Source organism: Arthrobacter sp. GCM10027362 (genome assembly GCF_042679445.1).
Taxonomy (GTDB): Bacteria; Actinomycetota; Actinomycetes; order Actinomycetales; family Micrococcaceae; genus Crystallibacter.
Genome location: NZ_JBHTML010000066.1, coordinates 1 through 19,643 on the forward strand (window position 1 = coordinate 1; position 19,643 = coordinate 19,643).

General features: G+C 69.4%; 18 protein-coding genes. 10 read left to right on the top strand and 8 right to left on the bottom strand.

Going from position 1 to position 19,643, the window contains the following annotated elements:
• Both ACFQ36_RS11345 and ACFQ36_RS11350 read left to right on the top strand, forming a co-directional pair.
• On the top strand, window positions 1-1,510 hold a 1,510-nt coding region (locus ACFQ36_RS11345; protein WP_377013663.1), incomplete at its 5' end, for a serine hydrolase.
• Between the two features lie 134 nt (window positions 1,511-1,644).
• Complete coding sequence (locus tag ACFQ36_RS11350; RefSeq protein WP_377013665.1) at window positions 1,645-2,013, top strand: cupin domain-containing protein; 369 nt, start codon at window positions 1,645-1,647, stop codon at window positions 2,011-2,013.
• Window positions 2,014-2,151: 138 nt separating this feature from the next.
• On the opposite strand, the gene ACFQ36_RS11355 is transcribed toward ACFQ36_RS11350, so the two are convergent.
• From ACFQ36_RS11355 to ACFQ36_RS11365, 3 genes are all read right to left on the bottom strand, one after another.
• On the bottom strand, window positions 2,152-2,703 hold the full coding sequence (locus ACFQ36_RS11355) for a hypothetical protein (protein ID WP_377013667.1): 552 nt from the start codon (window positions 2,701-2,703) through the stop codon (window positions 2,152-2,154).
• Window positions 2,700-3,800, bottom strand: coding sequence for a serine/threonine-protein kinase (locus tag ACFQ36_RS11360; RefSeq protein WP_377013669.1), 1,101 nt, complete (start codon window positions 3,798-3,800; stop codon window positions 2,700-2,702). The genes ACFQ36_RS11355 and ACFQ36_RS11360 overlap by 4 nt, the downstream gene beginning before the upstream one ends.
• A gap of 501 nt (window positions 3,801-4,301) precedes the next feature.
• Window positions 4,302-4,844: a YceI family protein gene (locus ACFQ36_RS11365; protein ID WP_377013671.1), complete on the bottom strand. Its 543-nt coding sequence runs from the start codon at window positions 4,842-4,844 to the stop codon at window positions 4,302-4,304.
• A gap of 335 nt (window positions 4,845-5,179) precedes the next feature.
• Between ACFQ36_RS11365 and ACFQ36_RS11370 the strand changes: the two genes are divergently transcribed.
• Together ACFQ36_RS11370 and surE are read left to right on the top strand one after the other, a co-directional pair.
• The gene (locus tag ACFQ36_RS11370; protein WP_377013673.1) at window positions 5,180-6,166 is read left to right on the top strand and encodes a 1-phosphofructokinase family hexose kinase; all 987 of its coding nucleotides are present in this window, start codon (window positions 5,180-5,182) and stop codon (window positions 6,164-6,166) included.
• Window positions 6,163-6,948, top strand: a complete 786-nt coding sequence (gene surE, locus ACFQ36_RS11375) for a 5'/3'-nucleotidase SurE (protein WP_377013675.1) — start codon at window positions 6,163-6,165, stop codon at window positions 6,946-6,948. The genes ACFQ36_RS11370 and surE overlap by 4 nt, the downstream gene beginning before the upstream one ends.
• Window positions 6,949-7,002: 54 nt before the next feature.
• Here the strand turns inward: surE and ACFQ36_RS11380 are convergent, their stop codons facing one another.
• Both ACFQ36_RS11380 and ACFQ36_RS11385 read right to left on the bottom strand, forming a co-directional pair.
• Window positions 7,003-7,605 (bottom strand): NADPH-dependent FMN reductase, encoded by a 603-nt coding sequence (locus ACFQ36_RS11380; RefSeq protein WP_377013677.1) that lies wholly within the window; start codon window positions 7,603-7,605, stop codon window positions 7,003-7,005.
• A gap of 305 nt (window positions 7,606-7,910) precedes the next feature.
• On the bottom strand, window positions 7,911-9,104 hold the full coding sequence (locus tag ACFQ36_RS11385; RefSeq protein WP_377013679.1) for a M20 family metallopeptidase: 1,194 nt from the start codon (window positions 9,102-9,104) through the stop codon (window positions 7,911-7,913).
• Window positions 9,105-9,290: 186 nt separating this feature from the next.
• Here ACFQ36_RS11385 and treS point away from each other — a divergent pair, with 186 nt between their 5' ends.
• From treS to ACFQ36_RS11400, 3 genes are read left to right on the top strand one after another with little or no spacing between them, the layout of a single operon-like run.
• Window positions 9,291-11,585 (top strand): maltose alpha-D-glucosyltransferase, encoded by a 2,295-nt coding sequence (gene treS / locus ACFQ36_RS11390; protein ID WP_377013681.1) that lies wholly within the window; start codon window positions 9,291-9,293, stop codon window positions 11,583-11,585.
• A 60-nt stretch (window positions 11,586-11,645) separates the two neighbouring features.
• Window positions 11,646-11,864: a hypothetical protein gene (locus tag ACFQ36_RS11395; protein WP_377013683.1), complete on the top strand. Its 219-nt coding sequence runs from the start codon at window positions 11,646-11,648 to the stop codon at window positions 11,862-11,864.
• A gap of 43 nt (window positions 11,865-11,907) precedes the next feature.
• Window positions 11,908-12,357, top strand: a complete 450-nt coding sequence (locus tag ACFQ36_RS11400; protein WP_377013685.1) for a hypothetical protein — start codon at window positions 11,908-11,910, stop codon at window positions 12,355-12,357.
• A 53-nt stretch (window positions 12,358-12,410) separates the two neighbouring features.
• Here ACFQ36_RS11400 and ACFQ36_RS11405 read toward each other — a convergent pair whose 3' ends face one another.
• The 3 genes from ACFQ36_RS11405 to ACFQ36_RS11415 all read right to left on the bottom strand — a co-directional run bounded on the left by ACFQ36_RS11405 (window position 12,411) and on the right by ACFQ36_RS11415 (window position 16,312).
• Window positions 12,411-12,836 carry a pyridoxamine 5'-phosphate oxidase family protein gene (locus tag ACFQ36_RS11405; RefSeq protein ID WP_377013687.1) on the bottom strand — a complete coding sequence of 142 codons (426 nt, stop codon included), beginning with the start codon at window positions 12,834-12,836 and terminating at the stop codon, window positions 12,411-12,413.
• A 307-nt stretch (window positions 12,837-13,143) separates the two neighbouring features.
• Complete coding sequence (locus ACFQ36_RS11410) at window positions 13,144-13,377, bottom strand: hypothetical protein (RefSeq protein WP_377013689.1); 234 nt, start codon at window positions 13,375-13,377, stop codon at window positions 13,144-13,146.
• Window positions 13,378-13,768: 391 nt separating this feature from the next.
• Entirely contained in the window at window positions 13,769-16,312 is a 2,544-nt protein-coding gene (locus ACFQ36_RS11415) for an ATP-dependent Clp protease ATP-binding subunit (RefSeq protein WP_377013691.1), read from the bottom strand.
• A 746-nt stretch (window positions 16,313-17,058) separates the two neighbouring features.
• On the opposite strand from ACFQ36_RS11415, the gene ACFQ36_RS11420 reads away from it, so the two are divergent.
• The 3 genes from ACFQ36_RS11420 to ACFQ36_RS11430 all read left to right on the top strand — a co-directional run bounded on the left by ACFQ36_RS11420 (window position 17,059) and on the right by ACFQ36_RS11430 (window position 19,533).
• Entirely contained in the window at window positions 17,059-17,598 is a 540-nt protein-coding gene (locus tag ACFQ36_RS11420; protein WP_377013693.1) for a hypothetical protein, read from the top strand.
• Window positions 17,599-17,743: 145 nt separating this feature from the next.
• Entirely contained in the window at window positions 17,744-18,145 is a 402-nt protein-coding gene (locus tag ACFQ36_RS11425; protein ID WP_377013695.1) for a VOC family protein, read from the top strand.
• 71 nt (window positions 18,146-18,216) lie between these two features.
• Window positions 18,217-19,533, top strand: a complete 1,317-nt coding sequence (locus ACFQ36_RS11430) for an MFS transporter (protein ID WP_377013697.1) — start codon at window positions 18,217-18,219, stop codon at window positions 19,531-19,533.
• Window positions 19,534-19,643: the final 110 nt, after the last annotated feature.

The window sequence follows — 19,643 nt, forward strand, 5'->3', positions numbered from 1 at the left end:
GGCGGCGTCGCTGCTGCCGGCGCCGCCGCCGCACGTCCCGCCGCTGCTGGACCGGCGGAAGGTCGACGTCGCCCTGGCCGGGCTCGACGGGTCGGTCAACCACGCCATGGAAACCACGGGGGTGCCCGGGATTGCCGTGGCCGTGGTCTACCGGGACCGGGTCCTGTACTCCCGGGGCTTCGGGGTGCGCAAGGCCGGCCGGCCGGAGACGGTCGACGCCGACACGGTGTTCCAGCTCGCGTCCGTGTCCAAACCCCTGGCCTCCACCGTGGTGGCCGGGGTGGTGGGCCGGAAGAAGGCCGCCTGGGCGGACCCGGTGATCCGCCACAATCCGAAGTTCGCGCTCAAGGATCCGTACGTGACCCGCCATGCCACGTTCGAGGATCTGATGTCGCACCGCAGCGGGCTGCACACCGGGGCCGGGGACCTGCTGGAGGACCTCGGCTTCGACCGCTCCTACATCCTCGCCCACCTCGACCGGCAGCCGCTGGATCCGTTCCGGTCCAGTTACAACTACAGCAACTTCGGCTACACCGAGGGCGGGCAGGCGGCCGCCGACGCAATGGGGGTGCCGTGGGAGGACCTGGCCGAGGAGATCCTGTTCAAACCCCTCGGCATGGAGGCCTCGACCTACCGCCACGCGGACTACGAGAAGGCCGTAAACAAGGCGCTGATCCATGTGCCGGTGGGAAATAGGAAGTGGGAGGCCAAATACGTCCGCGACGCCGATGCGGAAGCACCCGCCGGCGGGGCCAGCTCCTCGGTGCGCGACCTGGCCCGGTGGATCCGGCTGCAGCTGGGCAACGGCCGCTACGAGGGCCGGCAGGTCATCGACGAGGACGCCCTGCTGGCCACCCACGCGCCGCAGATGATCATGGGACCGCCGGCCACCCCGCTGGCCCGGGCCCGCTTCTACGGCCTGGGCTGGAACGTGTCCTACGACGACCAGGCCCGGCTCCAGCTCGGACACTCCGGTGCCTTCAACCTCGGCGCCGCGACCTCGGTGCTGCTGCTGCCGGGCGAGCAGCTGGGCATTGTGGTCCTGACCAACGGGCGGCCGCAGGGCATTCCCGAGGCCATCGGCGCGGAGTTCTTCGATACCGCCCAGCACGGGACCCCGACGGTGGACTGGCTGGCGTTCACCGCCGAGGTGTTCCGGCAGATGGACGAGGCGGACAAGCCGGAGGTCGACTATTCGAAGCGTCCGGCCCATCCCAGGCCGGCGCGGGCGAACAGCGCTTACACGGGCGGGTACGCCAACCCCTATTACGGCCCGCTTGCCGTCGCCGAGGACAACGGGGCGCTGGCCATGAGGCTGGGCCCGGAGGACAAACCCACGACGTTCGGCCTGACGCATTTCGACGGCGACACCTTCAGCTTCGAGACCATCGGCGAGAATGCCAACGGCCTGGCCGGGGCCATCTTCGAAGTCGGCAACGGCGGCCGGGCGTCCGGCGTCCGGCTCGACTACTACGACCAGACCGGGCTGGGCACCTTCACCCGCGGCTAGGGACGGCAGCCGATCCGGATCCTCTGACCGAAGTCCCTGCCCGGGTCCGGGCGGGGCAGGAGGGGAATCGTTGACCGGCCCGCGCTCTGCTTCCATACTGGGACCTACCGTGACGCGGTTCAAAGGAGATCCCGATGGCAGGCATGGTCCGCAAGAGTCTGAACGAACCCGAAGAAACCCGGCCCTTTGAGGACGGAAAGGGCCGGCTCGACCTGGTCAACGTCGAGGCCGGTGGCGTCGGCAGGGCCGTTTTCGAACCCGGCTGGCAGTGGTCCAAGCACGTCAAGCCGATTGCCGGAACGGACAGCTGCCAGGCCGCGCACGCCGGCTATGTCCTGTCCGGACGGCTCAAGGTCGTCATGGACGACGGCGAGGAGAACGAGTTCGTCGCCGGGGACTATATGTCCGTCCCGCCCGGCCACGACGCCTGGGTGGTCGGCGACGAGCAATGCGTGATCATTGACTGGCAGGGATACGCCGACTATGCCAAGCGCCAGGGCTAGCGGTTCATAAAAAGGCCGGCTTCGCCCGGGCGGCCCGGCGATAAGACGCTCCGACGGCCGGTTGGCCGCCAGGTGAGGGGACCGGAACTGGCGGTGCGGGTGCGCCCCGCCGCATGGTGCGCCGGAGAGGGCCTGTCCCTATTTGTTTTTCGACTGGCCTTTGCCCTCTTTGCCGTTTGATTGCCCGGCTTTCCCGTTTCCGCTCCCGCCTTTGCCGCGATTTTCCTTGCTGCGTTCCGGCGCAGCCGGCTGGGGTAGGGGTTCAGCGGTCGCAGGCAGCGGGGAAGGAACGGCGGGGGCATCCGGCCCGCTTGGGGCAGGCGGCCCTGGACTGGCAGAAGGCGCTGCCGGTGTTGGTGAGGCGGCCTTGGGCCGCGCATGCTTCAGCCGCGCATTAAGGTCCAGGCGCAACTGAGTCACAGCGGCTTGGATGCTTTGGTAGCGCGGGAAGGAGACCTGCCCCTGCCCGGCGGCGCGGGTGAGTTCCCCGGTGAGTCCGTCCAGGGCCGTGAGCGCATCCTCGTACTCTCCGCCGGCAGCGGCCGTGCGGACGGCGGCGGCGCGGGACTGCATCCTTTCGGCGGCGGCGTCCGTCAGCTCAGGCTGCGGTCCTGCACACGCCGTACCGGTGCTGAGCACGAGGACGGCCATTCCGGCGGTGGTACGGTGCCAGCGGCTGGGCGTTTTCACGGGATGAGGCTCCGTTCGAGCTCGCGCATGTGATCCTCCAGGCCTCCGGTGAGTTCCGGGGATGGTTGCGGCATGGGATGCCCTCCCTGCCCGGTCTGCGACATGAGTGCGGGAATAAGCACCGCCGCGACGGCGAGCAGCACGAGCGCCGGGAGCAGCCAGGCGGCATGCCTGCGGAGAAGGTTCGGGCGGACGGGCGGTTGGACGGACAGGGCCGCGGTGTCTGTCCTGGACGGAACCGCCGTCCGGCCCGTGCCAACGAGGCCGGCCAGGGCAGCCGCCGCCTCGCCGGCACCGGGCCGGAGCGCCGGATCCATGGCGGTCATCGCCCGGAGCAGTTTCATCCACCGCGGGCCCAGTTCCGGCGGGACCCGCGGGGGCCGTTGCAGCCGGGCCACGGCTGACTCCACCGGGCTGCCGGGGAACTCGACACGCCCGGTGAGGCACTCCAGCAGGACCAGGCCGAGCGAATAGATATCGCTGGGCGTTCCCAGTGCCTCGCCTTTGGCCTGCTCGGGGCTGAGGTAGTTCGCGGTTCCGACGGTCTGGCCCGTGGCAGTGAGCCGGGTTCCTTCGATGACCCGGGCGATGCCGAAGTCCATGAGCTTGGCCCTGGGTTCACCGCTGTCCGCGTTGACCGAGAGCACGATGTTCGCGGGTTTGATATCGCGGTGGATCACCCCGCGAAGGTGGACATACTCAAGGGCCGTGGCCAGTTGTGATCCGATCCGGGCTACGTCCGCGGACGGGAGCGGTCCCAGGCGCAGCCGGCGGCCCAGGTCGGAACCGCCGGCAAGTTCCATTACCGCGTAGGCGCGGGGTTCGCCCAAAGGAGAATTCTCCGTCCCCGCGTCGTAGAGAGTGACCAGGCCGGGGTGGTTGAAGGCGGCCAGCAGCTCGATTTCGGCCTGCTGCCGCCGCACCTCGTCGGCGTCGGTGATTTCCGAACGGAAGATTTTGACGGCGACGTCCCGGCCCAGCACTTCATCCTGCCCCTTGTAGACGGCCGCGGAGCCGCCGCGGCCGATCAGTTCCTGGAGCCGGTAGCGGCCCCCGACGAGCGCGGGCAAGGTCTGTCCCGAAAAGCTCTCTCCCACCGCTGTCCCTTTTCCTTGTTCGGGAAGGAGTGCCTCCTCCTGACGTTTCCCACATAATGCAGCATGCTTACGAATAGATATACACGATGACGGCTTTGCTCCCGCACCTCGCAGCCGCCCGAGCCGGTCCGCGTCGCCCCGCGCCTTCCGGGACCCGGAGGCGGGCCGCATGGGTTCGGCGGCCACAAGCGGGGACAACGCCGGCGGCAGGCCCGTGGCACTGCGTCTTCGATGGGCACCCGGCGGGTGCGCCCGCCAGGGCGGATCCGGCTCGCCGCAGGGGAAGCAGCAGGCGCTGTTTGCCGGCAAGGTCTCGGGGAGGAACCGCCGGGCCGGCCGATCAGGTTTTTACAAGCCGGCCGGCGTAGGCTCCGGTCACAGTGGCGGCCACCGGACCGGCGGCCGCCAACCCTCCCCCCAGAGGGTCGTAAGGCGCCGGCCCGGCAAGCCCCGTCCGGGACGGTGCCTTACCTGCTCCAGGATCAGGCCGGGACATATCAATCAGGCCGCGGGCAGGACGAAGGCGGCGTCGACGTTGATGGTGACCTTGTCGCCGACCAGCACGCCGCCGGCCTCCAGCGCCGCGTTCCAGGTGATGCCGAAGGCCTTGCGGGAGATCTGCGCGGTGGCGGAGAACCCGGCGCGGGTGGCGCCGAAGGGGTCCACGGCCATGCCGCCGAACTCGACGTCGAAGGTCACCGGCAGGGTGGTGTCCTTGATGGTGAGGTCCCCGGTGAGCTTGAACCGCTCCGGGCTGCCCTCGGCGCCGGTCGCGGTGAAGGTCATGGCCGGGTACTGCTCGACGTCGAAGAACTCGGCGCCCTTGACGTGGGCGTCGCGGTTGTCGTCCTTGGAGTCGAAGGAGGCGGTCTTGACGGTGGCCTGCACGGAGGAGGCCGCCAGGGTCCCGCCCACTACCAGGGTGGCGTCGGCCTCGGTGAACTGGCCGCGGACCTTGCTGATGCCGGCGTGGCGGACGGTGAAGCCGACCTCGGTGTGGGCCGGGTCCAGGGTCCAGGTGCCGGGGGTGAGTTCAATGCTCATGGGGGTCTCCTTGCGGCGGGGCCGGAACGGCCCGGATTAGATGCTTATGCATGTAATCATGGCAGGATTTTGTTGAATTGTCAACTTTCTGCTGGTGTCGGCAAGGTCTTTCGGTTGTGTGCCTTCCCCGGCCGGGGGATCGTAGACAGAACCACACGTCCAATGCCTAAGATCGATCAGACCGCATGCCGTGAGGGCGTCCGCATCGATCCACCTGACGGCCTGCGATTGAGGCATCGCACGGTACGCGGGAACGCAGCCGCACGAGGGAAGGAGACGGCCATGGCCGAGAACCCTGAACTGATCACCGCGGATCCGGTGGAGGTGCACCGTTCGTGGGCGCCGTAGTGATTTTCGCTCCTTCCCCGGTCCTGACCGTGACGGTGGAGGATCTCGAAGGGGCCGCGGACATCCATGTGCATGCCGGGGGCCAGGGAGTGTGGCAGGCCCGCATGCTCACGGCGCTTGGCGCGTCCGTGACCATGTGCGCGGTGTTCTCCGGGGAAATCGGAGACGTGGTGCGCCACCTGGTCTCCGACGAGGGGGTGCGGGTGCTGCCGGTGGAGGGGCAGGGCAAAAGCGGCGCGTACATCCACGACCGGCGCGGCGGTGAACGCCGCGTCGTGGCCGAGGCGCCGGGGGACCGGCTCTCGCGCCACGAGCTGGACGAACTCTACGGGCTGACCCTCCAGGCGGGGATGGAGGCCGGAACGGTGATCCTCAGCGGAGCCGTCCGCGAGGACGCCGTGCCGGCGGACGTGTATCGCCGGCTGGCGGCGGACCTGGGCACGGCCGGGTGCCGGGTGATCACCGACCTGGCCGGGGAGCGGCTGGCCTCGGCGTTGGCCGGAGGACTGTCCGTGGTCAAGATCGCCGACTACGAGCTCGTGGACAGCGGCCGCGCCGCCGGTACGGACCCGCACGAGCTGGTCCGTGCCATGCGCAGGCTGGCCGAGGAGGGCGCGGACTCGGTGATTGTCACCCGTGCCCACAAGCCTTCCCTGCTGCTGGATGAGGGCGAGGTCAGCGAAATCCAGATGCCGCAGCTGCAGAGCGTGGATACCCGCGGGGCGGGCGATTCGCTCACCGCCGGCATGGCGGCGGTACTGGCCGACGGCGGCAGCCTGCACGACGCGGTGGTGCTGGGCACTGCCGCCGGTGCCCAGAATGTGACCCGCCACGGCCTGGGCACCGGGGTGGCGGCCACCATCCGCCGGCTCACGGACCTGGTGAAGGTTGTTCCGTTCGAGGGGGCCGAAGAGGGCACGCAGGCGCAGCAGGCAACCCCGGACGAACTGGCACGGAAGATACGCGAACAATGAACCAGCCGAAAGCAGTCCTGATCACCAACGACGACGGCATTGCCTCCCCGGGCCTGCATACCTTGGCGGCCGGGGCCGTGGCGGCAGGCCTCAAGGTCACCGTGGCCGCCCCCGTCACCGAGGCCAGCGGCAGCAGCGCGTCGATCACCGCCGTCGAAAAGGAAGGCCGCATCAGCATCGAGCGGCGCGAGCTGGAGGGCCTGGACGGCGTGGCGGCCTATGCCGTGCACGGTGCGCCGGGCTTCATCGCGATGATTGCCGCCCACGGTGCCTTCGGCGATCCGCCCGACGTCGTGCTGTCCGGCATTAACCGCGGAGCCAACGTCGGGCGGGCCATCCTGCACTCGGGCACGGTGGGGGCGGCCCTGACCGCCGGGGTGAACGGCGGCCGCGGCATGGCCGTGTCCCTGGATACCGGCCTGGATCCGGCCCATTTCCACTGGGATCTCGGTGCCCGGCTGGCCACCGGGCTGATTCCGTTCCTCATGGAGCAGGAACCCGGCACCGTGCTGAACCTGAACGTGCCGAACTCCGGCGGCCCGGCCGTGCCCGAATACCGGCCGGCCACGCTGGCCAGGTTCGGCATCGTCCAGACCACCCTGGCCGAACGCGGGCAGCAGCATGTGCGCCTCTCCATCGCAGACACCGCGGAGGAGCCGGACCCGGACAGCGATGCGGCACTGCTGGCGGCGGGCTTTGCCACCGTCACCGCGCTGCAGGCGGTCACCGGGACCGCCCTGCCCGCCCTGCACCACGGCCTGCCGCAGGCGCCGCGGTCCTGACCGCCCACCTGCGCCGCGCCCGGACGTCGTACCGGCGGGCCCGGCGGTCCCGGGTTACTTCCTGGAGCCGGCGTCCTGGTCGCCGATGTGCCCGGCCGCGTTGGCGTCCAGGACGCGCTGGACGAACGCGGCGTACTCCTCCATGTAGTGGCGCAGGAACTTTTCGGTGGACTCGTCCCTGACCTCGCCGTCGTTGCCGAAGACCTGCGGGTCGAACTTGATGTAGGCCTCCGGGGAGTTCAGTTGCGGGGCGTCGAGGAAGCTCAGCACGCTGCGCATGGAGGACTGCATCACGGCGGTGCCGATGTTGCCGGGGGAGGCGCCGATGATGCCGGTGGGCTTGCGGGCGAAGGAGTTGGTGCCCCAGGGCCGGGAGCCCCAGTCGATGGCGTTCTTCAGCGCCCCGGGGATGGAGCGGTTGTACTCCGGGGAGATGAACAGGATCCCGTCGGAGGCCTCGATGGCCTCCTTCAGGGCCCGGCCCGCCGGCGGGTAGTCGGCGTCGTAGTCCTGGCTGTACAGCGGCAGGTCCCGGATCGGGATCTCGGCGAATTCCAGGGTGTCGGGGGCGAGTTTGATCAGCGCCGTGGACAGGGTGCGGTTGATGGAGCCGCTGGCGAGGCTGCCGACGAAGTAACCGATCTTGTGCGTGGCCATGGGGCCTTCCTTCCCGGTTGCCGGCCCGAGAACCGGCGCATTGCGGTTAATGGACAGCGCGGGCATGATCCGGCCGGCCCACGCTGGGCATTAGTCCAGCACATGGTGCCTTCCCGGTCCAGATCTTCGCGGATACAGCGCCCTGCCGGCCGTGCCGGTGCCGGGCCTACCCCCAAAACCCGAGGCCGAACTCGACGATCATGGTGGCGAAGGCAGGCTCGCGGTCCGGCGAGAAGGCCGCGCCGATGGCCGCCTTGCCATCCGCAGCGGGCGGACCTTCTGGAGCGGGACGAGCAGGCCCAGGATCAGTAGGCGGACCGGATGAACCGTGCCCGCTGCTGCGGGTCCGCGGCCGCGGCGGCCGCGGTCCAGGCCAGCGCGACGGCGGCCTCGAACATCACCTCGTAGGCCGCCGGGGTGTCGGCCAGCGCCGCGAAGCCCAGCGAGTGGATCGGCGCGTCCGCCCCGGGGATCGGCAGCCAGGGGTGCAGGCTCGGGATGACCCGGGAGACGTTGCCCATGTCCGTGGAGCCGCCGGTGAGCCCGGGGCCCGGGGTGACATCCCTGCCGAACTCCTCCATCGCGGCGGTCCAGTGCGCGGAGAGGTCCACGTCCTGCAGCAGCGGCTCGTAGACCGGTTCGGTCGGCTCGATCAGCAGCATGGTCCCGGTGGCCAGCGCCGCGCCCTCGAAGCACCTGCGCACCCGGTCCAGCAGCGCCTCGTATTCGGGCAGCGTGAACGCCCGGCACTCGAACTCGACGACGGCGCGGTCCGGAATGATGTTGGTGGCGTGGCCGCCCTCGGCCACGTAGGAGGCGACCCGGTGGTCGCCCGGGATCTGCTGGCGGAGCAGGCCGACGGCCACCTGGCTCAGGGTCGCGGCGTCGGCGGCGTTGATGCCCTGGTGCGGGGCGGCCGCCGCGTGCGCGGCCTTGCCGGTGAAGACGGCGCGGTAGCGGCCCACGGCCTGGGCCGAGGTGCCGGCCGGGTTGTAGCTGGCCCCCTCCTGGACCGGATGGACCATCATGGCCAGCCCGACGCCGTCGAACTCGCCGGCCTGCAGCAGCAGCGCCTTGCCCCCGCCGTGCTCCTCCGCGGGGGTGCCGATGACCCTGAGCGTGATCCCGAGTTCGTCCGCATGCGGGGCGAGCGCCAGGGCCGCGGCCACGGACGCGCCGGCAATCAGGTTGTGCCCGCAGGCGTGGCCGATCCGCGGCAGTGCGTCGTACTCGGCGCACAGGCCGACCGTCAGTTCGCCGCTGCCGTACGTGGCGGTGAAGGCCGTCGGCAGCCCGCCGGCGCCGCGTTCGACGGCGAAGCCGGCTTCTTCCAGCAGCGCCGCGATGGCCTCGGCCGAGCGTTCCTCCGCGAAGGAGAGTTCCGGGTGGGCGTGGATGCCGCGGGCGAGCGCCAGGACCGCATCGTGCCAGCGCTCGACGCCGGCGGCCAGCTGCGCCCGCAGGCCGCCGTTCCGCGCCGTGATGTCGGTAGGTTCCATGGGCGGTATTCTCCTCCCAACCCCGGGGGAGGGGAACGGGGCCGGCCATGCGGGCCGGTGAGGGGCCGTTGCCGGTACCTCACTAGCCGCCGTACCCGGCAGCATGGCAGTGTTGGAAGAAGCCGTAACGGTTGGAAAAGCCGGTAACGGCAGCCGCCAGCAACAAATGGTCAAGGAGATACCCCCATGGTCGATATGGTTCCTTCGGAAGATCACGCCGTCGAAGACCGCCAGGACTTCGACGTCGACGATGCCGCGCAGGAGGAAACCCTGGAGGCGCAGGTTCCGGAGATCACCTTCGACGAACAGTTCTATCCGGCCCGTCCCCGCGCCCTGCGCCCGAAGGCCCGGCGGCGGCATTTCCCTCCCGGCCGGCCGCCGTTCGAGCCCGATGCCCGCAACAGCGTCTACGTGGAGTGGCTGCGGAACCAGTCGATGCTCGGGGACGCGAAGGTCATCGCCCGCCAGCTGTCCGGGCAGGCGAGCATGTGGCAGAACCCGTTTGCGTACCCGAATCCCAGGGCGGCGGTGGAGCGGGCGTCGGTGTGGTTCACCGCCTACCCGCTGTCCCTGATCACCAGGCCCGGCCAGTCCTTCCTCGCCGCGCTGGGGGACGCCGACTTGTGGAAGGCCTTCCAGCAGATCGGCATCAAGGCCATCCACATCGGGCCGGTGAAGCTGGCCGGCGGCCTGACCGGCTGGGAACACACCCCGAGCATCGACGGGCACTTCGACCGCATCAGCATGGCGATCGACCCGCTGTTCGGCACCGAGGAAGAGTTCCGGGAGATGTGCCAGGTGGCCACCGACCACGGCGGCACCATCGTGGACGACATTGTGCCCGGCCACACCGGCAAGGGCGCCGACTTCCGGCTCGCCGAGATGAATTTCCGGGACTACCCGGGCATCTACCACATGATCGACATCCCGGAGTCGGACTGGCACCTGCTCCCGGACGTTCCCGACGGCGAGGACTCGGTCAACATCGATGTGGCCACCGAGAAGGCCCTGCAGGAGGCCGGGTACATCATCGGCGAGCTGCAGCGGGTCATCTTCTACGAGCCCGGCGTCAAGGAAACGAACTGGAGCGCGACGCCGCCGGTCCTTGACACCACGGGCAAGCTCCACCGGTGGGTGTACCTGCACTATTTCAAGGCCGGGCAGCCCTCGATCAACTGGCTGGATCCCACCTTTTCCGGCATGCGGCTGGTCATGGGCGACGCCCTGCACTCCCTGGTCGACCTGGGCACCGGCGCGCTCCGGCTCGACGCCAACGGCTTCCTGGGCGTAGAGAAGAGCGCCGAGGAACGGCCCGGCTGGTCCGAAGGACATCCGCTCTCCGAGGCCGCCAACCAGATCATCGGCAGCATGGTGCGCAAGGTCGGAGGCTTTACCTTCCAGGAACTGAACCTGAGCATGGACGACATCAAGGCCACCTCGGTGAGGGGGCCCGACCTGTCCTACGATTTCGTGACCCGGCCCGCCTACCACCATGCCCTGGTGACGGCCGATACCGAATTCCTCCGCCTGACCCTGCGCGAGGCCATGCAGATCGGCGTCGACCAGGCGTCCCTGGTGCACGCGCTGCAGAACCACGACGAGCTGACCTACGAACTGGTGCACTTCGTCACCAAGCACAAGGACGATGTCTACGAACTCGACGGCGGGGCGCTGACCGGGGCGGAGCTGGCGCAGACCGTCCAGCAGACCCTGCGGGACGGGCTGACCGGAGAGTCCGGCCCGTACAACCTGGTCTTCACCACCAACGGAATTGCCTGCACCACGGCGAGCGTGATCACGGCGGTGCTGGGCATCACGGACCTCGGCTCGATCACCGAGGAGCAGGTGGCGGACATCCGCCGGGTGCACCTGCTGCTGGCCATGTACAACGCTTTGCAGCCGGGAGTCTTTGCCCTCTCCGGCTGGGACCTGTGCGGCATGCTGACCCTGGACAGGGCGCAGGTCGCCCGGCTGATGGCGCGCGGGGACACCCGGTGGATCAACCGCGGTGCGCACGACCTGATGGGCTTCAACCCGTCCGCCCAGGCCTCCACCTCGGGCATGCCCAAGGCGGTGAGCCTGTACGGGACCCTGCCCGAACAGCTGGAGGACGAGTCCTCCTTTGCCCGGCAGCTGGCACGGATCCTGGCCATCCGCGAGGAGCACGGCATTGCCAAAGGCAAGCTGATCGACGTCCCCGACGTCTCCCAGCGGGGCATGCTGGTCATGGTGCACCGGCTTGACTCCGGCGGCCTCGAAGTCACCGTGCTGAACTTTTCCGGCCAGGACATTGCCGGCACCGTCCGGTCCGAGCAGCTGGAATACGGGGCGGAGGTGACGGACGCGTTCAGCGGCGAAACGGTGGGGACCGTCGATGATCTGCACAGCTTCTATATCCAGCTGGCTGCCTTCGAAGGCACCGCCCTGCTGGTCACCCCGCAGCCCGCCGAGGACGCCGAAAACGCCGGCGACCAAGCCTGAGGCCTTGCAACACCGGGGGGAAGGGTCATAATTGACCAACCCGGTGTTAGGAGGGCCGTCATGCTGTTCCTCTCCGCGACCGAAGCCATGCTCTGGCCGCAGCTGAGAAGGCTGGATCCGGGGGAGAACACGGCCCTGGGCGGCGGCGTCATTCTGGGCCGGACCCGGGACGGCAGGCCGTATCTGGCCGGAACCTGCGGCACGCTCAGCACGCAACCGGCCAGCAATCCCTGCGGGCCGTGGTGCCAGGTCGGCTATCCGCACGAAGCGGCCAGCTGACGCGGCACAAGCAAAGCCGGCTTGGTAGTGGCATGCTGGTGGCATGGGCTACGACGTCAAACTCACGGGAACAGCAGGCGCCGGCGATCCCGAAGCCGAGGGGCGCCAGACACAATTCAGCGAATCGCTGGCCGAGGCCTTGGAACAGGCCGAACGCATGGCGGCGCAGCCAGGCCAGGCCGAGGCCGTTGTTTATGACAGGTCGCACGGCGGTGGTGCGGGCACGGAGATTGCCCGCTACTCCGCGGCCGGGGGCTGGAGCTCGGAGGTGATCACTCCGGCTTTCTGGTGGTCCAGGCTCTCCATGCCCACCAAGGAGAAGCTGAAGGCCGACCCGTACGGCGCTGTCGGTGCCGAAATGTGGCGTGAAATCGCCGAGGCGGGCGGGGCCGTCATCGGCATCGGCCGGCCCGGCCGGGAAGGCGGGACCGCCGGTCTTCGTCTGCCCAAGGACCTCGCTGACTTCGTCGAGTCGGAGAGGCCGAAACTGTAAGGCCGGGGCACCGCCGGTGAAAGAGGCGGACTTCCGATCCCGGGTTTGACGCGTTACCAGCGCTCAGGGGCAGGTCCAAGGGCGAACCGGCGTCCGGTGATCGCCTGCGGGGTGATTTCCACGAAGATGTATTTGACCGTCGGAATCCACGAGTGCAGCGGAAGCTGAGCGGCCGCCTCGATTTCGATTCCCGTCTGGAGTGTCCTGGCAGTGCCGTGGACGACGACGCTCCATGCGTACTCCTCGGTACAGCCGTCGATTTCCATGGCGACCCGGCGGTTGATCGTCAGGTTCACGAGTTTGCTGCCCTGGGCCGTGCAGAAAAGAACGACGCCGTCATGGGCGAGGTAATTGATGGGGAAGATTTCGGGCTGGTCCCCCACGCTGACGGCCAGCCGGCCCAGCTCGGATCCGGCCAGCAGGTCCCAGGATTCGGCTTGGTCCAGATCGACGACAGGGTTTTCTTGGTCTGGCAACATGGGATTCTCTTCTCCGGACCGGACCTGGTCCACGGTGGATACTGCGTTGCAGCGGGTTGCTGGCGGGCAGGTGGTTTGGACCGGATGGGCCTCGGATGGGTGGATGCTTCAGGAGAAAGCCGCCCGGCGATGCGGCGGCAGCGGCCGATACCGGCCGCCGTGTGGAATCCGGCTGCGTGACGGCCGGCCCAAGGCCCCCTAGGCGGCGTGCCCCGTGCAGATGCTCATGAGCCATTCTCCCACACCGCTGCAAGCATGCCGGTGCCTGTCCCGCGTTCCCGGGCGTGCGCGGCCGCGGATCAAAGGGCTATGCCACGAGGTCGTCGGCGACGCGGTTCAGGTCCGCCGCCCACTCGGCGGAATGTCCAGGAATCCCGGTCCCGGCTTCAAAATTGCGCAATGCATCCGCGATGAGATTCAGGGCCTCCGAAATGTTGGATCTGACCTGGTGGTATCCCTGGTCGGCCCGGGGATCCCGCGATGCGTCCAGCAGGATCTGCGCCCCCGCCCGGATGACAAGAGATGCCTGATATTCATCCATTCCAGTTCCCCGCTATCTCGGTCGGTGAGTCGATGATACGCCCCGTGATCTCAGCAGCGGCGGGATTGCCTTCGAAGGCATTACACAGAAAGGCCCGCCTGGCGGTTCCACACCATTGCACGGAGGCACGACACCGGCACTCAGATGGCGCGGCCTGGTACGGCTGCGCCGGCCGGCCGGGAAGGCCTGGGCCTTCCCGGCCGCTTCCGGATCTGCCGGGGGCAGCGCCGGCGGCCGGCCCGGGGGAGTGCAGAGGCGGCAACGTGCCCGCTGCTTCAGCCGGCCCAGGCAGTTCCGCGGCCTCGCCACCGGCGTTCGGGCAGCCTGTTACCGGTCCGACCCCATCGTCGCCGCCATCGTTCTGCGGCTGCGGTGATTCACGGGTCCGGCCCTAAGCGGCCGCCGGCATGGCACCGGCCCGAACCACCAGCTCCCCGCCGTCGGCAGTGACCGCGACCTGTCCGCCCTCCCGCAGCGTGCCGGCCACGAGCAGGTCGGCGATGCGATCGTCCAGCTCGCGCTGGATGACCCGGCGCAGCGGCCGGGCGCCGTACTCGGGCTCGTAGCCGCGGTCGGCGATCCAGTCCACGGCCGCGTCATCGACCGCCAGCCCGATGCCCTGGGCCTGCAGCCGGGCCCCGGTCCGGGCCAGCTGCAGCCGGACGATGGCGCGCAGCTGCTCCCGGTCCAGCTTGCGGAACAGCACGATCTCGTCGATCCGGTTCAGGAACTCCGGCCGCATCGATTCGCGCAGCCGGCCCATGACCCGGTCCCGCAGCGCCTGCTCCGAGCCGAAGCCGTCCCCGCCGTTGGGCGTGAAGCCCAGGGCCCCGCCCCTGCTGGCCAGGAACTCGGACCCGAGGTTGCTGGTCATGATCACCACGGTGTTGCGGAAGTCCACCGTGCGGCCCTGCCCGTCGGTCAGGCGCCCGTCGTCAAGTACCTGCAGCAGCAGGTTGAACACGTCCGGGTGCGCCTTCTCGATTTCGTCCAGCAGCACCACCGAGTACGGGCGGCGCCGGACGCGTTCGGTCAGCTGCCCGGCCTCGTCGTAACCGACGTAGCCTGGCGGGGCACCGACCAGCCGGGACGCCGTGTGCCGCTCGCCGAACTCGCTCATGTCGAAGCGGACCATGGCGTTCTCGTCGCCGAACAGCGACTGGGCCAGGGCCTTGGCCAGCTCGGTCTTGCCCACCCCGGTCGGGCCCAGGAACAGGAAGCTGCCCACCGGCCGGCCCTCGTCGCCCAAGCCGGTCCGGCTGCGCCGCACGGACCGGGCGATGGCGGCCACGGCGTCGTCCTGGCCGATGACCCGGGCGTGCAGCTCCTCCTCGAGCCGACCCAGGCGCTCGCGGTCGCCCTCGGTCAGCCGAGCCGCCGGGATGCCGGTGGACCGGGAGATGATCTGCGCGATCTCGGTTTCGCCGACGACGGCGTCCCCGGCTGCCTGCGCGCCGCCTTCCAGGGCGGCGGCAATCCGCCCGTTCAGGGCCTCGATCTCGTCGCGCAGCCGCGACGCCTCCTCGTACCGTTCCCCGGCGACCGCGGCATTCTTGGCCGCCTCCAGCTCCGCGGCCTGCCCGCGCAGTGCGTCCACGTCCACCCGCGGGCCGCGCTGCAGGCTCAGCCGCGCTCCGGCCTGGTCGATCAGGTCGATCGCCTTGTCCGGCAGGAAGCGGTCGGTGAGGTAGCGGGCGGACATTTCGACGGCGGCGCGCAGCGCCTCGTCGGTGTACCGCACGCCGTGGTGCTCCTCGTAGCGGTCCTTCAGCCCGGCCAGGATCCGCACGGCGTCTCCGAGGCTTGGCTCGCCGACCGTGACCGGCTGGAACCGGCGTTCCAGGGCCGGGTCCTTTTCGATCTTCCGGTACTCCTTCAGCGTCGTGGCGCCGACCAGGTGCAGTTCGCCGCGGGCCAGGCGCGGCTTGAGGATGTTGCCGGCATCCATGCCGCCCTCGCCCGAGCCGCCGGCGCCGACCACTGTGTGCAGTTCGTCCAGGAACACGATGAGCCCGCCCTTGTGGGCGCCGATTTCGTCCATCGTCTTGGTCAGCCGTTCCTCGAAATCGCCGCGGTAGCGGGTCCCGGCGAGCATGGCCGGCAGGTCCAGGGCAACCACGCGCTTGCCGCGCAGCTGCTCCGGGACATTGCCGGCGGCGATCGCCTGGGCGAGCCCTTCGGCGATGGCGGTCTTGCCCACACCCGCCTCGCCGATCAGCACCGGGTTGTTCTTGGTGCGCCGGGCGAGGATCTCAATGGTCTGCTCGATCTCCTCCGCGCGGCCGATCACCGGATCGAGGGCGCCTTCACGGGCCCGTGCGGTCAGGTCGAGGCCGAACTGGTCAAGCATCGGGGTTCCGGTGCCGGGTGCGGACCGCGCGCCGTCGGCCGTTTCGGCGGGCCGGGCTTCGACGGTGCCGGCCTGCTGCAGCGACTGCGGAGTCACCCCTGCCGCGGCGAGGAGCTGCCCGGCGGGGGCTTCCTGATTGAGCACGAACGCGAAGAACAGGTGTTCGGGGTCAATGTAGGTCGAGCCGAAGGCCCGGGCCACCTGATAGGCATCGAGCAGGGCGCGCTGGGCCGACGGTGTCAGCGACGGCGCGGACTCGACCTTTTCGGCGGACTTGCCGGGCAGGCGCTGTTCGGCGGCCCGGGCGATGGCGGCCGGATCGGCGCCGACGCGCCTGAGCTGCTCCGCCGTCGGATCCTGCTCCACCATGGTGCGCAGCAGGTGCAGTGCGTCCACCTCGGTGTGGCCGAGGTCGACGGCGAACCGGGCGGCCTGGGCCAGCAGCTCGTGCGAGCGGCGGCTCAGCAGCCGGGTGATGTCGATGGGGCGTCCGGCGTGGGCCGCGTGCTGGCCCTGCAGGTACCGGGCAAGGAATTCATCGAATGAGCCGCTGCCGGAAGCCGCGGGTCCGAAGAACAAGGGCATTGGTCCTCCTTACAGACTTGAGTGCCTTCGGCTCAAGTTAACGCAAGTGGTGCCATTTTATTCCGTGACCGCCGCGGTGCAAGTTCCGTGGCGGGCCCCTCACCGGGGCGTGCGGAGCAAATGTCACGATTTGATAACGGGGGTACCTGGGGGGAAGGTGCGGTTTGTCGACAGTAAGCTTGCTGTGTTTTATTGGTTGTGCAGGCTCCATCCTGCACGGCCCGGCGGACCGGTCCGGGCAGGATGTTCCCGCCTCCGGCTGATCCCCCCAACGAGCCCGGAGGCTGCAGGTGCGGCCCCCGATACAGCCCCCCAAGATGTATCGGGGGCCGCACTCCCAAGGACCCGCACCGCCCGCGGGAAGCGGCACGGCCGCGGCGGGGGCTTGTATCCGGGGCAATGATCGGGGAAAGTGGTAAGCACGCTTAGCATTGCAGGGGATGCGCACCCGCAGGAAACACCTGCCGGGTAGACCGAGACCGGCGGTGCAGGACACCATCCTGCTTTCCATGTCCCAGTCCCGAGGCTTGCCCGGCAAGTCCGAATGCCATGGAGCAGCACCATGACACCTACTCCGAAACAGCCCATCACGGATGGCAGCAGCAGGGTCCGCGGCCGATGACGCGGGCACCCCCGGGACCTTCTGTCAACCGCCCAGACAGTCTTCTACGACATCGGCCGCCGGACTCTGATGTTCGGCACCACCCAGGCCGGCCAGCATTGACAAGAACCCCAGGAGCAGAATCATGTCAGGAAACCTTTTGGCCCGTTCCGTCCACGACCTCACGGCAGCCGCCTGGTTCGGCGGATCCCTTATGGGGGCCATCGGACTCAACGGCGCTGCGTCCCAGGCGCAAAATCCGGCGGAGCGCACGCGGCTGTCCAGCTTGGGCTGGAAGAGGTGGGCGCCCGTGCAGACAGTGGCATTCGCCTCCCACATCATGGCCGGGATTCCGCTTATGTGGGAGAACAAAGGGCGGATGGCGAGCCAGGAAGGCGTGACGCGGCTTTCGGCCATCAAGACCGGCGTCACGCTCGTGGGCGCACTGGTCACCCTCTACTCCGGAATCCTCGGACAAAAGGTTGACCGGCTTGCGGACCAGGGGGCCGCGGGCGCCACCGAACCCGATCCCGCGGCGCCGGAGGAACTGAAGGCTGCGCAAAAGCAGCTCAAGGTACTCCAGTGGACCATTCCCTTCTTCGCCGGGACCGTCATCGTCCTGGGCGCAAAGCACGGGGAAATGCAGCGGCCCAAGCGTGTTTTCGAGGGCCTGTTCAAGCGCTGAACCGCCGAAGCGGCTGTCCGGACGCGGCCCGCGCCGAAAGGGAGGGCCGCGTCCGGCTTGTCCGGGCACGCCGGACGCGGACTCCTCGGCTGCCGGCAGACGCCCGGCCTTTGACGGCCGCAGGCGTCCCGGCAATGATCGGGGCATGGAATTACTCAGTAGCCGTGTTCTGCTGCGGCCCTCCGAACCAGTAAAGAGCCAGGCGTTCTATCGGGACGTCCTTGGGCTGGCCGTGTACCGGGAGTTCGGCGACCCACGCAGCCCGGGCCTGGTGTTCTTCCTGGGCAACGGCCTGCTGGAAGTGTCCGGGCAGCGGGAGGCCGAGGGGCCGGGCCGGCTGGAGCTGTGGATCCAGGTCCGGGACGTCGGGGCCGAGCACCGCCGGCTGCAGGAAGCCGGGGTCGGCATCCTCCGCCCGCCGCTGCAGGAGCCCTGGGGCCTGGTGGAAATGTGGATCGAGGACCCCGACGGCGTGCGGATCGTGCTGGTGGAAATCCCCGCGGACCATCCGCTGCGCCGCGACCAGCGGAGGCCGGCGGACCTGTGAGAGGGCCTCCGGGCAGTGCTGCCCGGCCGGCCCGCGTTCCAGCCCGTCCATGGGCCAGAAGGAGGCAGACCGTGGGCACCCTCTCCGCGGCACAGGCCCAGGCGCTCCGCCAGCGCCGCTCCACCGCCGGCGCCTTCGTCGGCACGGCCATCGAATGGTACGACTTCTACATTTTCGGCACCGCGGCCGCCCTGGTCTTCGGCCGGATTTTCTATCCGGGCGCGGCACCCGGTGCGGCGCTGATGGCCTCCTTCGCCACCTTCTGGGTCGGCTTCCTGGCCCGGCCCGTCGGCGGCGTCGTCTTCGGCCATTTCGGCGACCGGATCGGCCGCAGGAACATCCTCGTCATCACCCTGATGCTCATGGGCACGGCCACCACGCTCATCGGCCTGCTCCCCGGCTACGCACAAATCGGCGTCGCCGCACCCGTGCTGCTGATCCTGCTGCGCGCCATCCAGGGCTTCGCCGTCGGCGGCGAATGGGGCGGTGCGGTGCTGATGGCCACCGAAAACGCCGGGGCAACGAAGAAGGGTATGGCCGGGGCCTGGGTGCAGCAGGGCTCGCCCGCCGGCTCGATCCTGGCCACGGTCATGTTCCTGATTGCCGGCCGGCTCGACGACGAAGCCTTCCTGTCCTGGGGCTGGCGCATCCCGTTCCTGCTCTCCGCCGTCCTGGTCATCGTGGGCCTGGGGATCCGCCTGAAGGTGGAGGAGTCGGTGGTCTTCGAGGCGGCCAAAGCCAGGCACGAGATCGTCAAGGTTCCGGCATTCGCCGTGCTGCGCTCCTACCCCGGCATTGTGTTCCTCGGCGTCGTCGCATCCATCATGGGCATCTCCATCGCCTACTTCAACAACACTTTCCTGCTGGCCTGGACCACCACCGAACTGGGCATCGCGCGCCAGCTGATGCTCAATATCCTGCTCTTCTCCGCGGTCCTGCAGTTCATCTGGCAGCCCATTGCGGCGCGGATCGCCGAGACCGCCGGAGCGGTCCGCGTCATGATCGCCGGCCTGGTGCTGACCGCGGTCATGGTGGTGCCGTTCTTCATGGCCATCGGGGCCGCGAGCCCGACCTGGATCACCGTCTGCCTGGCCTTCAATATCATCGGCGGCACCGCCTACTACGCCCTGCTGGCCACGGCCCTGGCCGCGGCCTTCCCGGCGAACATCCGGTACTCCGGCGTCTCGCTGGCCTACCAGCTGTGCGCGACGATCATCGGCGGCGCCACGCCGCTGATTGCCCAGTCGATCCTGACCGCCACCGGGGGATCTCCCTGGGGCGTCGCCGGATTCTATGCGGCCATGCTGATCGCGACCATCGCCGGGGTCGCCGGCCTGGCCCGGTCCGTGGCCCGCCGGGCCGAGGCCCCGCACACTGCCGGAGACTAGGACCGGGCCCGTCCCTGCCGGCGCACCGGGCCGCCCGGACTCCGGACCCCAGCCCCGGGGCGCCCGGGCCGCTCCCGGCGCCTAGCTGCCGCCGGCACCGGCCTGCAGTT

Excerpts from the sequence above, each read along its gene's own strand:
- surE (WP_377013675.1), top strand. The coding sequence starts at position 6,163 with ATGAACCAGCCGAAAGCAGTCCTGATCACCAACGACGACGGCATTGCC.
- ACFQ36_RS11405 (WP_377013687.1), bottom strand. The coding sequence starts at position 12,836 with ATGTTGCCAGACCAAGAAAACCCTGTCGTCGATCTGGACCAAGCCGAA.
- ACFQ36_RS11395 (WP_377013683.1), top strand. The coding sequence starts at position 11,646 with ATGCTGTTCCTCTCCGCGACCGAAGCCATGCTCTGGCCGCAGCTGAGA.
- ACFQ36_RS11385 (WP_377013679.1), bottom strand. The coding sequence starts at position 9,104 with ATGGAACCTACCGACATCACGGCGCGGAACGGCGGCCTGCGGGCGCAG.
- ACFQ36_RS11420 (WP_377013693.1), top strand. The coding sequence starts at position 17,059 with ATGTCAGGAAACCTTTTGGCCCGTTCCGTCCACGACCTCACGGCAGCC.
- ACFQ36_RS11415 (WP_377013691.1), bottom strand. The coding sequence starts at position 16,312 with ATGCCCTTGTTCTTCGGACCCGCGGCTTCCGGCAGCGGCTCATTCGAT.
- ACFQ36_RS11380 (WP_377013677.1), bottom strand. The coding sequence starts at position 7,605 with ATGGCCACGCACAAGATCGGTTACTTCGTCGGCAGCCTCGCCAGCGGC.
- ACFQ36_RS11410 (WP_377013689.1), bottom strand. The coding sequence starts at position 13,377 with ATGGATGAATATCAGGCATCTCTTGTCATCCGGGCGGGGGCGCAGATC.
- ACFQ36_RS11425 (WP_377013695.1), top strand. The coding sequence starts at position 17,744 with ATGGAATTACTCAGTAGCCGTGTTCTGCTGCGGCCCTCCGAACCAGTA.
- ACFQ36_RS11400 (WP_377013685.1), top strand. The coding sequence starts at position 11,908 with ATGGGCTACGACGTCAAACTCACGGGAACAGCAGGCGCCGGCGATCCC.
- ACFQ36_RS11350 (WP_377013665.1), top strand. The coding sequence starts at position 1,645 with ATGGCAGGCATGGTCCGCAAGAGTCTGAACGAACCCGAAGAAACCCGG.
- treS (WP_377013681.1), top strand. The coding sequence starts at position 9,291 with ATGGTCGATATGGTTCCTTCGGAAGATCACGCCGTCGAAGACCGCCAG.
- ACFQ36_RS11365 (WP_377013671.1), bottom strand. The coding sequence starts at position 4,844 with ATGAGCATTGAACTCACCCCCGGCACCTGGACCCTGGACCCGGCCCAC.